Below are 12,981 nucleotides of genomic sequence, written 5' to 3'. Positions count from 1 at the left end.
ACCCGTCCAGAACTCCATCACCGCGCGCGAATTTCCGAAATGGCTTGTGCCGGCTCCGCGACATACCGTGATACTAGGACTATCCGATTTCTTCGCTGCACTGTCCAATTCTACGACAGGCGTGCAATCGACCTATGCGAACCAATGTGCGCGCAGCATCTCGATCGCATATTGCTCATATGATATTTACATTCGTGTCGGGTTATCGCGCCCGAGAGCTCCGTGCTGGCGACGCCAACTGGCCGGGCTTTGACCAAAGGCCACTCGGAAATGCCTGCACAGATGCGCTTGATCCGAAAAACCCACATTCAATGCTATCTCACTCAGGGATGACGCGCTGGTCACCATGAGGTGGCAAGCTCTCTCCAAACGCCTTCTTACCACGTAGGCATGCGGCGGCTCGCCAACGACGAGTTTGAATTTTCGACAGAAGTGAGCCGGGCTACGCTGCGCAACCGCGCTGAGATCCCGAATGTGAATGGAGCGGTGTAAATTGCTATCGATAAAGGCGCGCACGCGCAACATCTGCCACCGCGCCAGCCCGCCCCTTGCGGTGTCGCCAGCGCTCGAGTAGCGCTCGACCTCCGCTTGCAGAAGAGTTGATGCGGTGACCAGCGATGCTTTCGCCACGTCAGGATCACGCTCGAGCTCACGTGTCGCTGTCTCAAGAAGTTGGACGAGGCAATTTGCCAGATAGCCTAACCCGGGGCAAGCTGGAGGAGAATCTCTTGCGGTGCTTTGAGAGACTTCCAGTTGCGGCGCGAAGCTGGCCTGTTCAAGTGGTTTCACCCGTTCGAAAACTGCGTTCGTTGCCAATGCGCCCATTGTAACCTCGCGTCCGTGCGGCAGAACTATTGAGTTGCGTTTTGACGGCTTACTGCGCCGACGTCGATTGCGCGGTGGTCGTGTGAAGTTCGCTGGTGGTTGCTTGTGCTAAGCGATGGCTTAGGGACGACGCGGTTCGAAATCTCTAACCTCACGGTTCTGCATCTGTCGACCGAAGAGCACGTAATGCCCAACGACCAGCGTTGCAGCAAATGAGGCGGCGCCTTATTGATCTGAGTACGAATCCGTCCGACGATATCCTTGGCTCGGTCCGCATCCCTGACAACACAGCCGAGCGCTTCCCTGGCCTCATCCAGATTCGGCGGATTCATTTCCAAAAAGCGCATCCCTGTACGGGCGTTGTTGCGCGCGGTCGCGATAGGATGCAGGATTTCGTGAGACAGCGAGGCAGCTAACTCCCCCATCATGCTCACGCGGTTCATGTGGGCGAAATCCGATTGCATTTGCTCCAATTGCGCCAGCGCTCGTGTGCGATCATCAATGTCCGTCAGTAGAACGTACCATCGCGCGATGCGCCCGGAGTCATCGCGAATTGGGCGGCCGCGGACGTCAAACCATCGATATTCACCGTCGAAGCGCCGTAGGCGTTGGTCGTAATGGTAGGGAGTTCCCGTGGCCACCGCTCTCGTAAAAATTTTTCAACAACATGGGGCAGGTCTTCAGGATGTACGGCATCGTTTGTTCCCCAGTTCTTCAGCCATTCCAGCGATCGGCCAAAATACTCGAAGACCTGACGATTGACGGTCTCAAGCTCACCGTTCGGGGTCATGATCGCAATGAGACCGGCTATCCCGTCAATTGTCGAACGCAAACTTCGTTCGCTTTCACGCAGCGCCTCCTGCGCGTGCATGATCTCTGTCACATCTGTACATGTGCCACGATAGCCTTGAAATTCTCCGTTGGCGTCAAACAAGGGCTTGCCACTCGCCCTCACATACATCGGAGAGCCGTCGCTGCTCAGCCCGCAATACACAAAGTCCCGGAACGGTTTACGTGAATCGATGGTTTCCCGGAGACGCTGCCATTTCTCGGGTTCGGTTTGAAGATCGAGGGCGTGATCCCAGCACGCCGTGCCGATTCGATCGGCCGCGCCTGAACCAAAGGCATTATCGCTCAGCAGCGTGTATTTGTAATCCGGGCCGATTTCGCAGAGCCAGTCCGAGGCTGTCTCAGCGAAGTCGCGGAACTTCGCCTCGCTCTCCCGCAATGCCTGTTCGGCGCGCTTGCGCTCGATGAACTGACCGATCTGGCTTCCGATGGTAGCCAGCATGTTGAGAAGTTCCTGATCGGGCTGCCTGATCTCGCGGCTGAAACACTCGATCACGCCCAGGACTTCGCTGCCAAGCAGGATGGGAAAGCCGAAGGCCGTGTGTAGTCCTTCGCGTTCGGCGATCGAGGCCCGCGGAAAATTCTCATCAGAAACGACATCGGGAACGTATTCGGGCTCACGGCTGGACCAAACCCGGCCCGGCAGTCCCAAGCCCGGAACGAAAGTGAACTCCCGGCTAACCCTTTCAAATTCGGGGACTTCTATCGACGCCTTGTGCCAAAGCTCGACACAGCGCAAAACCCCGGCCTCCCGGTCCACGCGCCAGAGCGCGCCCACGTCCCATCCCAGATACTCGCCTATAGCCCGCAGTATTCTCGGAGTCGCCTCTTCGATCGTGGTCGTTTCCGCCAAAATCCGCGCGACCGCGTGCTGCACGCGGAGGCGTTCCTCTGAGCGCTTGCGTTCATCGATGTCAACCGACAGGCCGCACCACTGGACGATTTGCCCTTCTGGGTCGCGCTGAGGCTCAGCGCGTACCCGATGCCAGCGATACTCGCCGTCCGCCCGGCGTAAACGGTGCACGCGCTCAAAGGACTCTCCAGTTTGAAATGCGTGATTAAGAGCCCTTTCGGTTTCTGCAACGTCGTCCGGATGCAGGACCTCCATGTCCCCTTTTCGATCTTCAAATCGAATCCCAAAATAGTCGAGAAGGCGCTGATTGGCATAGGTCGGCTCGCCGTTAGCGTTCGCTGACCAGACGTGACATGGAACGCTCTCGATCAATTGGCGGTGCTTGCGTTCACTTTCGCGAAGGGCTTGCTCCGCGTGCTTGCGCTCCGTTACGTCGACATTTGTGCAAATGACCTCGGGTAGCGCGCCGAGTGGGGAAAATTCATGATGGCTGTTTGTTTCCAGGTATTTGACTGTTTCATCAGGCAGCAGGATTCTGAACTCGGCAAGGAAATCTCTTTTCTCGCGCAATGCTTCCTGGACTTCTCCCCACACCCTTTCTCGATCGTCCGGGTGAATGCGTTCCCACATGTCGTCTCGGCTTGGGAGCCCCTGCAGCGGATCAAAACCCCAGATGCGGTAACTCTCGTCCGACCAATACAGAAAACGCCTCGTTGTCCCATCCAGAACCCAGGTACCGGTATGGCTTGGCCTCTGTGCTTGTGCGAGCCAGGTTTCGCTGCGGCGTAGCCGGTCCTCGGCCTTCTTGGCTTCATCGACCTCAATAGTCTCATTCGCGCTGAACAGCTTGGCGGAAGTTAACTGCCGTACTCCGCCCTCAGCCGGGACGGCGGTTGCAGGCTGAGAAAAGGGCAAGGACATTCATCCGCCCCCGTTCATGGAAAATTTGGCGATAAAGCCAGCTTCAAGGCCGCTTGAATGAGAGCCAAAGATATGTCGGGCCCCTCGGCCGAGCGGAACGACCCCGCCCGCCCGTCTGAGCGAGCGCTCGGTGACGGTCATCTCTAAGAGCCGCAACAGGTTTTTGGTTGCTGTGGGTGTACGAAGTTGATCGGGTGGCATCGTTGGCCCCGCTCAAATAGAAGGACTGCCCCCTGCCCGTTCGAGGTGAGAATCCCGGCGAGCGGGCCGCATTCGTTCATCACTTCAGCATCCGCCCAGCATTGATATTTCGGTACCACCGGCGTGTTCCGGCAAGTAAAATTTGGTAAAAAGACCTGAAGGGAACCCAGCCAAGGCGTCTTCATGGACGAACGCGCGATCTTGTTTGGCCCGTTCTCGCTTCTCCCGGAGCAACGGCTTCTGCTTGAGGGCGACAGGCAGGTGCGGCTCGGCGGCCGCGCCTTCGATATTCTTGCCTCTTTGGTCGAGCGTGCCGGAGAGGTAGTCGGCAAGGAGCAACTGATCGCCCGGGCCTGGCCGCAAACATACGTCGAAGAATCGAACCTGAAGATTCAGATGAGCGCTCTGCGCCGCGCCCTCGGCGATGGCCATGGCGGCCAGCGCTACATCGTCACCGTTCCAGGGCGAGGCTACAGTTTCGTCGCCCCCATGCGTCGCGAGGAGCCATCACGAACCCTGCTGCCGCCGACAGTAGCATCTATGCCGGCGCACAATTTGCCCTTTGCTGCAACCCGCGTGATCGGCCGCGAAGAGAGCGAGGCGGCCGCGATTTCGCAACTGTCGCAGCAACGCCTCGTCACGATCGTCGGGCCTGGTGGAATCGGCAAGACCACGGTCGCCCTGGCCGTCGCCGAGCAGATGATCGGTGCTTATGAGCACGGTGTCTGGCTGGTTGATCTGGCGGCGCTCCACGACGCTCGGCTGATACCGAGCACGATTGCCAGCGTGCTCGGCCTGGAAATACACACCGAGGATCCTCTTCCCGGTCTCGTCGCTGCCCTAAGAGACCGCCGTATGCTGTTGTTGCTCGACACCTGCGAGCATGTCATTGGCGCGGCGACTGACCTGGCGGTGACGATACTCAGCGGCGTGGCGGGCCTTACCATTCTGGCGACCAGTAGGGAACCGCTGGGAGTATCCGGTGAACGGGTGCTCCGACTGGAACCCCTCAGCAGCCCCGAGTTTTCGTCTGAGCTGACAGCAACGGAGGCTGCAGCTTTTCCTGCCCCGCAGCTTTTCGTCGAGCGGGTAACAGCGATCGTCCAAGACTTCGTTCTGACCGATGCTAACGCCTCTCTGGTCGTTGCGATTTGCAGGAAGCTGGACGGCTTGCCACTGGCGATTGAATTTGCCGCGCCGCGCGTCGAGGTCCTCGGACTTGAAGGCCTTGCCTCCCGCCTCGATGACGGCTTGCGGCTGATAGGAGGACGGCGCCGTGGCGCCACGCCCCGGCACCAGACGATGCAAGCTGTTGTGGACTGGAGCTACAGCCTGCTCGGCGAGTCCGAGCAAGGCTTCTTTCGTGCACTGGGCATCTTCACGGGCGGTTTTACCGTGGAGGCAGCTGCAGCGGTTGCGATGGATGCAACGGGCGTCAGTGCGATAGACCGCCTGGCCGATCTGGTAGCCAAATCGTTGGTCGTCGCTGATATCAGCGGCATCGAGCCATGGTTCCGACTGCTGGATATGACCGGCGCCTATGCCCTTGGGAAACTGGAGGAGCATGCTGAGTTCGACTCAACTTCTTTGCGGCATGCTGAATACGTCACCCGGCAGCTGGAACCGCAAAAAGAGCCGCTTTCGGCTCAGCCAAGAGCCGATAGAGTTACGGCCTATTCCCGGCAACTCAGCGATGTTCGGGCGGCGCTGGAATGGAGCTTTGGATCGCTTGGCAGCGACGAGGTTGCGACGAGACTTGCAGCTGCTTCAATGCAGGTCTTTCTCGAACTCTCCCTGTTGACTGAATGCCGAAGCTGGGCAGAGCGCGCGTTGGGACCGCCTCGGAGCTCAAGACAAGAACTCCCGACGGGAGATGCAGATATGTGTGTCATTGTCATTCGCGCTGATGCATACAGCTGGCAGCAACAACGAGCGCGTTCGCGAGATTTTTTCTCGCGCGCTATCCATTGCGGCCATACAAGGAGACCTTGCCTGCGAGGTGCGGCTCCTGAATGGGCTCTTCGCATATTACTGTTCGAACAGTGACATTCGGAGTGCGCTCGATGCCGCCTCCCGAAGCAAAGAAGTTGCCATCAAAACCAATGATCCCGACGACGTGGCGCTCGCTGAATGGATGTTGGGTGTCGCCAACCATTTGGTTGGCAATCACGTCGTCGCACTCAAGCATTTGGAAGCCAGCCTCAGCTACATAGCATCCGGTTCGCACTTTCGTGCCGGGCAAGACCATGGGCAGAGCTGTCTTTTGCTTGGCGGGATGGCTCGTTCTCTGCTGTACAGAGGTTCGCTTGACCAGTCACTTAAGTGCGCAAATCGCGCGATAGACGAGGGAGAAAAATCCGGACATCCATACACGCTGTGTCGAGCTCTGTGCGTCACATTTTCAGTCTATTTGGCTCTGGCGGACTTTAGGCGATCGGAGCTGCACCTCGCGCAGTTGACCGAACTCTGTGCACTCGACTCCCTGATCGATTTTCGCCCTGTGGTGACCGGCCTACGAGGCCAGTGGTACCTCCGTCAAAATAATTTTCATGAGGGAATTCCATTGCTGAGGCGAGCTTTTAGAGAGCTTCAGGCACAACGGAACGAAAACCAGACCATAGACATCCTTTGCGATCTGGCTGCGGGCCTGGCCGACATAGGAGAGCACGAGGAAGCCTTGGAGCTGACCTTGAACGCAATCGAGGTGCAACAGCGCGGTGGGAAGTTAGTGTACATGCCCGCCTTGTTCAGGGTTAAGGGCTGTATCCTCGCGTCTCGATCGGAGGCAGACCATGTCAAAGCGGAAAGCAGCTTTCTTTCGGGAATCGACTGGGCGAAACGCCAGTCCGCCACCCTGTTTGAATTGATGGCTGCGACGGACCTTGCTGAGCTGTTGTTAAAGCAGGATCGCATGTCGGACGGCTACAAACATCTCAACGCGGCTATTGGTCGAATGCCGGAGGGAATTGTATCACCCGCTCACGAGCGCGCCCTACAAATCCTCGACCGGTTTCAATTCGGCACCAAGGCTGCCGGCTAGTCTAGCTCGCAATGCGCTGCAGCACTCGCCTCGCAGCGTCGAACACCCAGTTGGCCGACTGCCAGCGGTAGCGAGCTGACCACCGAGTGTGCCGCCCGTCGCGTTGTGGCAGTCCTCGCCAACCAAAGCGCCGGCAGACGCTCTGAACGAAATCCCTGCACCTGTCGCTCGACCCACCGCCGCCGTTGATGCCGATTTAGAAACCGCTCCAATCGTACACAGCGACGACCGCCGCAGAAGACGTCTTGGCGTTAGAACGCGCAGCCAAAAGCGCGCTGGTTCGGTCACGGTGCGTGGGGTAGGATCAGCGCATGGATCTTTCGCACCCGACGGCCGGAGCGACAGAACTCCCGGCGAACCAACTCGATCGCCTGCGGGTCACCTCGCTGCATTGGGCGATCGTAGTCCTGTGCGCCCTTGGCCTCGCCTTCGACGTGATGGAGTCGGCGCTCAGCTTTGCGCTCTCGGTGGCATTCTTGAGTCCACCGCACCAGGTCGCGCCGTATCAGCTCGCGCTCCTGCTCGGATCGATTGCCGCTGGCGGCGCGGTCGGCGCCCCGCTGCTCGGGTGGCTTGCGGACCGCAGCGGGCGCCGCCTTGCGCTCAGCTTGAGCCTGCTCGTGTCGGCGGTGACCTCGCTGCTGGCTGCGGCGAGCCCGGATGTCGCTTGGTTGACATTCTTCCGTGTGCTGTCCGGGATGGCGCTCGGCGCCTATCCGCCGCTGATGGCCACCTATCTTTCCGACGTGCTGCCGGCGGCGCGCCGCGGCATGCTGATCCTCCTGGTCGGCGCTTTAGGCTCTCTCGGCGCGCCTGCCGTCGTGTTCTTGATCCGCACCCTCACGCCACTGCAGCCATTCGGCCTCGACGGCTGGCGCTGCGCGCTGATCATCGGGGCCGTCGGCGCCGCCGCGACCGGCGCGGCGTTTTGTACGCTGCCGGAGTCGCCACGCTGGCTGGCCGCCGCCGCGCGCTTCGAAGCCGCCATCGATGCGTACAACCGCTTTTTCCGCCATGCCGGATACGAGGCCGTTCGGGCTGACGCGCGGCTGCATGCGCCCGTTGCCGGTGTCGAGCGTGCGAACTTCTGGTTCGGTGCAGCGGGTGCGTATCGGCCGCGAACAGCTCTGCTCTGCGCGCTATATTTCCTCGCCTCTTGGGGGATGAACAGCTTTCCGCTGCTCAGCGGCGCTGTGCTGGTCGAAAAGGGATTCCGCGTTGCGGATTCGCTGCTCTATCTCGCCGTCTCGCTGTTCGGCCCCTCGATCGGCGCGCTGCTGGCGGCAACCTTCATCGATCGGATCGAACGGCGTACGACGCTGGCGCTATGCGCGGCCGCAATGGCGGCCACGGGTATCGGGTTTGCGACCAGCAATGCGCCGATCCTGCTAATGGCGACGGGCACGGCATTCAATATGATGGTTGCGATCTATGGAGGCGCGCTGTCGGTCTATGGTGCGGAGCTGTTTCCGACCGCGCTGCGCGCAACCGTCACTTCGACCGCCTGGGCGGTGAATCGCGTAACCTCCGCGCTGGCGCCGCTCGTCCTGCTGCCGCTGCTCAAATCTGCCGGCCCGCTCGCTATGACGGCGGCGATCGCTTTAGCCATGTGCGGCAGCGCGGCCCTTCTCGTTGCGTTCGGCGAACGCGGCCTCTCGGGCAAGCCGGTGGTGTAGGGTCCGATAAAGTCAGGTTGAATTGATGCCGCGGTGACGGTCCATTTTTTCCCAGTCCCATAAGGGTGACGGAAGAGCGCTAAACATATCCAGCGACGGCAATTGTGTCTCACCCAAGGGTCTACAAATTGAAGACTAGAGCTCCTAGAAAATTCAATGAGGATCCCTCTGTTGGAAAGTACGAAATACTCGGATGATCGGTATATGCGATGCCGACCGTTCCATAAACGCCCGGCATCAAACGTGCAAAGTAGGTGAGGCTATATGTGTTGGTGTACTTGTTCGCAAATACGTTGGTAAGTGCGGAATTCAGATTTGTTAGAGCGGTAATATATTTGCTAATATCATTGTGCGTATAGCTAAAGGTTAGCATGTCTTGCGGACGGCTATCAAATGGCCCGATCCAATATACGCGTGTCTCGTAATACTGGTAAAATGCCGCGGTTTCCGGCGGCGTATACATGTATGTAAACCCAGCATATATTCCGCGGTAGGACGACGCATCCGAAGACGGAGCCTGCTGCCACAGCTGTTGATCTGCCAAAAGGTAAACTCCAGGCACGTTGGACTTTGTGCCGGCACTTCTCACCGATGAAAAATCGGTGAACTCGGTTGTATTAAGTATCAGTCCGCCTCGTACCCACGTCGACAGAACGCCTGATTTTTCGTGCTGCCGATAACCAAGCTCATCCAGCAGAAAAACTCCGGTCCCCGCAACGTCAGAGCCGAAATTTGGCCAACAATTATTCTTGCTGCGGCTGATCTCGTCGTAAATCGGGTTGCCGGTAACGCCTCTTACCGGGAGACTCCGTTGAACATAAATCTGGTCGTATACGGTATCAGTGATATTCAGTTTCGCGCGCAGGCCCGGTGCAAATGCGGGTACAATCGCCATGCCGAGTTCGACCGGAATCGAGGCCGCGGAGCCGAAGGGTTGCGCGTAATTCCCTCCAATGCCTAGCCCAATTAATTCTGCGATAGGAGCAAGCCAACCGACCTTGAACTCAACCTTGTTGTCAAAGAGCGGTTGATACCAAGAGACACCGACAACTCCGGCATCGTTGACCAAAAAGGCTTCATTATTTGATGTCTGGGACACGATATGGGCCTGGAGTTTGCCCTCCCTCGAGGCCGACTCGTCCGAGATCATAAGTTAGATATGTATTATGGTTATAACCAAGGCCGAACGACTCGCCAAAATAGGCCTGGTTGCCTGCACAAATCCCTCCCAGATGGTTCTGATACGTGCACGGTGGATAGGAATTTGGCACGCTGCGAGGCGTATCCAACATATTTGCCTGGCTTAGCGTTATCCCGAAGGACAGAAATCCGATTCCCTGAGAGGCCAACGCTGTGCGGAAGCCCCCATCGTCGAGAAGAAGCGTATCGGCAAACGACGGAAACGGAATATTCCATCCCTTGTAACCAAGTACCTTATCCAGGGCGCGAAGGTTATCCAGGGTGGAGCGGCCGTTGGTGTCATTGATCGGAAGAACCGGACGGTTGTCATCTTCTGTTTTCTTTGCGACGGGTTTTGCTTGCGTTTTCTTTGCCACGATCTTTTTTTCGGATGACTTCGATTTGGTGTTTGCCGCGGGCGCGCTTAATGAGCGAATCGAATCGGGGGTTTCAGCGCGGGTCGGTGTAGCGGAGAGTTGCTGCGCCAGCATACAAGCAGCACCTGTGACTATGAATATTCGCGCTTTATCGCCGCGGCTATGTCGTTTGGGAGATGTGCAGATCAAAGTCCGTAGGATTGCAACAACGTCTTGATCCATAGGAGTCCTCCAAGGAACGGCTCATCGCGCTGCCCTACTCAACCTCGCACTCTGGCTGCGAGGTGGACACCTTCGACCCGTAGCGCATAATCCTCCGGCCGCATCCAGGGCGGCCTTTGCTGCCAACGCCGAAGTTGCTCCGCCGATTGCGGAGGAACACGTTCCAGCGCTTCGCGCGCCTCGTCCAATTGCCCGAGATAAGCGTGCGACGCGGCGACGTACTCGTAAGGGGGAGCATAGCTCGGGCGCAGGCGAACAACTTGGCGCAATGTCTGCAGCGCAGCGACGAAATCGCGTGAAAAAAACTGCAAGAGCGCACGCCAGATCGACCAAAGCCAAATCAGGGGATCGTGTGGGCTGGCACGCATTGCCTGCTGCAACCGCTCGAGCGCTTCCTCTCGATAGCCGCCGAACCCGAGTACGCAACCAAGCATGCTGATGACAAAGGCGCTGTTTGGATTGAGGGCAACCGCGGTGCGCGCTTCGGCGATCGCCGCCTCCCACTCGCCGCCCCACATCATCATGTGTGCCAGCACAGCATGCGCCATCGCATCCTTGTCGTCGAGCGATACCGCGATTTGCGCTTCTTCACGCGCGGTTTCTTGAACCTCCAGGAAAGGACGACTCGAGAAGTGCCAGATGTCCCACTGGAGAGCCAGCGCATTTCCGTAGTGGCCGGGAGCGAAATTCGGATCGAGCGCGATAGCTTGGCGAAAAAAGGTCTGTGCGGTCTGGTTTTCCTCCGGTCGGTATTTGTTGAAGTGCCAAAGTCCTCGCTGGTAGGCTTCCCAGGCATCGAGCCGCTCCGGCGGCTTGCGCAACACTCGCTGCTGCTCGGCCTCAGCCAGCGCCGGCTCGATGACTCCCGCAACACTCGCCGTGATCTCGTCCTGCACGGCAAAGATATCGCTGAGATCGCGGTCGTATCGCTCGGCCCAAATATGGGCGCCGGAGATCGCGTCGATCATTTGCGCGGTGACGCGCACCCGATTTCCGCCCTTGCGCACCGATCCTTCGAGCACATAGCGCACACCCAGTTCGCGCGCCACCTGCTTCACAGCAACCGCCTGGCCCTTGTAGGTGAAGGTCGAGTTGCGAGCGATCACAAACAGCCACCGAATGCGGCTCAATTCCGTGATAATATCCTCAACCATGCCATCGGCGAAATATTCCTGCTCGGGATCACCACTCATATTCTGAAATGGCAGTACCGCGATCGAGGGCTTGTCCGGCAGGGCGAGCGCCGGCCTTTCCCTCGGCGCGCTCCGGCCAATCAGTACGCGATAGACGCGGACCGGACGCGCGATGTTCTTGAGCTGCTGCAGGCCCATATCTTCGAATGGGATGGTGAACTTGTCGCGCACTTGCTGATAGGACGAGTCCGAGATACAAATGCCGCCGGGCTCCGCTATGCTTTCCAACCGCGCCGCGATATTCACGCCGTCGCCATGAATATCCTCGGCTTCGATCATGATATCGCCAAGGTTGATCCCGACGCGAAACTCGATCCGGTGCGCATCTGTAACATTCGCGTTGCGCTCGGCCATGCCGCGCTGGACGTCCATTGCGCAGCGCACGGCGTCCACCACGCTCGGAAACTCGATGAGAATGCCGTCTCCGGTGGTCTTGACGACGCGCCCACGGTGCGCCGCAACCTCCGGGTCCATCAATTCGCGACGGCAGGCCTTCAGGCGTGCGAGAGTGCCTTCCTCGTCAGCTCCCATGAGTCGGCTATAGCCAGCCACATCGGCGGCAAGGATGGCGGCGAGCTTGCGTTCGATCCGCTCGGAAGGCACAGGGGAGCCCTCTCGTGACCTGTAGCGAAAGCCTAGCCCAAAGGTACCTCCAATTCAACGTCAGCCGTTCGCGCTCCGCTTCGGAAATTCGAACACAAGGCACGTCGTCGTCGCATGCGCAAGCAGCCGATCCTTTGCATCCGTGATGCGCGCCTCAGCGGTAGCAACGCGGCGGCCGGCGTTGAGTACGCGGCCCTCGGTGCGGATCACGCCGCTCGTCTTGCTCATGCCGCGCACGAATGAGATCTTGAACTCCAGCGTGGCATAACCACTGCCCGCGGGCAGCGTGCTCTGCACCGCGAGCCCCATCGCGGAATCCAGGAGGATCGCGGCATAGCCGCCATGCACCGAGCCGATCGGATTGTAATGGCGCAGGCCCGGCACGCTGTGAATCACGACGGCGCCGGGTTCAACCGTGCAGTCGAACGGCTCGACCGTCTGCATGATCGGCGGCTCCGGTAATCGTCTCGCGAAGATCGCGCGGACAAAATCGAGCCCCGACATCGATGCCATCACGTCGATGGGTACGATGCCATATTCGACAGCGTGCTTGCCGGATTTATCGTCCATGATCTCTCAACACACGGCGTCGTCATGCCGGAGCTGATCCGGGCATTTATGATTATTCAGAGAGAATTGCCGAGCTGCGCAACCAATTTTCGCATGGGCCAATGTGACGTTCAAACAAGCTACCGTCTTGAAGGCTGTTATCGCGGCTAGAACGTTCCTGCCGTGTTTGTTCCGAAAACGCGCCCGTGTGCCTTCAAAGCAAACGCCTCCAGCGCGTGAACGACCGCTTTGCGTGAGAGCGAGAATTCCAGCGAGGTCGGTTTTTTGACCCTGTCAATGCCAACATCCGAGGGCGCTCGCGTGCGACAGCGCACGTCAGCGGCGGTTTGAATATTTCCGGACACCAAGGGCGACGAGGAAATTTTCGCGAATGCGCCAGCCACAGTGAGGCATCGCGCCGAGGCCAGCTGCTAATGTCGGCAGCAAATTCCGCAAGCGTTCGCCGCTGTTCACCAGCGTCTTTTTCAGCGAA

Annotated in this window: 9 protein-coding genes and 2 pseudogenes; 3 read left to right on the top strand and 8 right to left on the bottom strand. The window is 58.8% G+C overall.

Annotated elements, in window-relative coordinates:
* Positions 1-186 precede the first annotated feature (186 nt).
* From ACVWW1_RS00055 to ACVWW1_RS00040, 4 genes and pseudogenes are all read right to left on the bottom strand, one after another.
* On the bottom strand, positions 187-825 hold the full coding sequence (locus tag ACVWW1_RS00055; protein WP_456654374.1) for a helix-turn-helix domain-containing protein: 639 nt from the start codon (positions 823-825) through the stop codon (positions 187-189).
* A 26-nt stretch (positions 826-851) separates the two neighbouring features.
* A complete protein-coding gene (locus ACVWW1_RS00050; RefSeq protein WP_456656572.1) occupies positions 852-1,268 on the bottom strand; it encodes a histidine kinase dimerization/phospho-acceptor domain-containing protein in 417 nt (138 codons plus the stop codon).
* 105 nt (positions 1,269-1,373) lie between these two features.
* A pseudogene (locus tag ACVWW1_RS00045) lies at positions 1,374-1,466 on the bottom strand (PAS domain-containing protein); the annotation flags it as partial.
* A 221-nt stretch (positions 1,467-1,687) separates the two neighbouring features.
* A pseudogene (locus ACVWW1_RS00040) lies at positions 1,688-3,448 on the bottom strand (PAS domain-containing protein); the annotation flags it as partial.
* A gap of 384 nt (positions 3,449-3,832) precedes the next feature.
* Here ACVWW1_RS00040 and ACVWW1_RS00035 point away from each other — a divergent pair.
* From ACVWW1_RS00035 to ACVWW1_RS00025, 3 genes are all read left to right on the top strand, one after another.
* Positions 3,833-5,695, top strand: a complete 1,863-nt coding sequence (locus tag ACVWW1_RS00035; RefSeq protein WP_456654373.1) for an ATP-binding protein — start codon at positions 3,833-3,835, stop codon at positions 5,693-5,695.
* Positions 5,649-6,689, top strand: coding sequence for a hypothetical protein (locus ACVWW1_RS00030; protein WP_456654372.1), 1,041 nt, complete (start codon positions 5,649-5,651; stop codon positions 6,687-6,689). The genes ACVWW1_RS00035 and ACVWW1_RS00030 overlap by 47 nt, the downstream gene beginning before the upstream one ends.
* Before the next feature lie 311 nt (positions 6,690-7,000).
* Entirely contained in the window at positions 7,001-8,365 is a 1,365-nt protein-coding gene (locus ACVWW1_RS00025) for an MFS transporter (protein WP_456654371.1), read from the top strand.
* 121 nt (positions 8,366-8,486) lie between these two features.
* On the opposite strand, the gene ACVWW1_RS00020 is transcribed toward ACVWW1_RS00025, so the two are convergent.
* Genes ACVWW1_RS00020 through ACVWW1_RS00005 form a run of 4 tightly spaced genes read right to left on the bottom strand, consistent with a single transcriptional unit; the run spans position 8,487 to position 12,509 of the window.
* Positions 8,487-9,464 carry a carbohydrate porin gene (locus ACVWW1_RS00020; protein WP_456654370.1) on the bottom strand — a complete coding sequence of 326 codons (978 nt, stop codon included), beginning with the start codon at positions 9,462-9,464 and terminating at the stop codon, positions 8,487-8,489.
* Entirely contained in the window at positions 9,445-10,143 is a 699-nt protein-coding gene (locus ACVWW1_RS00015) for a hypothetical protein (protein ID WP_456654369.1), read from the bottom strand. The genes ACVWW1_RS00020 and ACVWW1_RS00015 overlap by 20 nt, the downstream gene beginning before the upstream one ends.
* 38 nt (positions 10,144-10,181) lie before the next feature.
* Positions 10,182-11,939 carry an adenylate/guanylate cyclase domain-containing protein gene (locus ACVWW1_RS00010; RefSeq protein WP_456654368.1) on the bottom strand — a complete coding sequence of 586 codons (1,758 nt, stop codon included), beginning with the start codon at positions 11,937-11,939 and terminating at the stop codon, positions 10,182-10,184.
* A 60-nt stretch (positions 11,940-11,999) separates the two neighbouring features.
* Positions 12,000-12,509, bottom strand: coding sequence for a PaaI family thioesterase (locus ACVWW1_RS00005; protein ID WP_456654367.1), 510 nt, complete (start codon positions 12,507-12,509; stop codon positions 12,000-12,002).
* Positions 12,510-12,981 lie beyond the last annotated feature (472 nt).

Source organism: Bradyrhizobium sp. JR3.5, assembly GCF_054057015.1.
The sequence above is the reverse complement of the archived record's forward strand: the minus strand, read 5'-3'. Positions and strand labels throughout refer to the sequence as shown.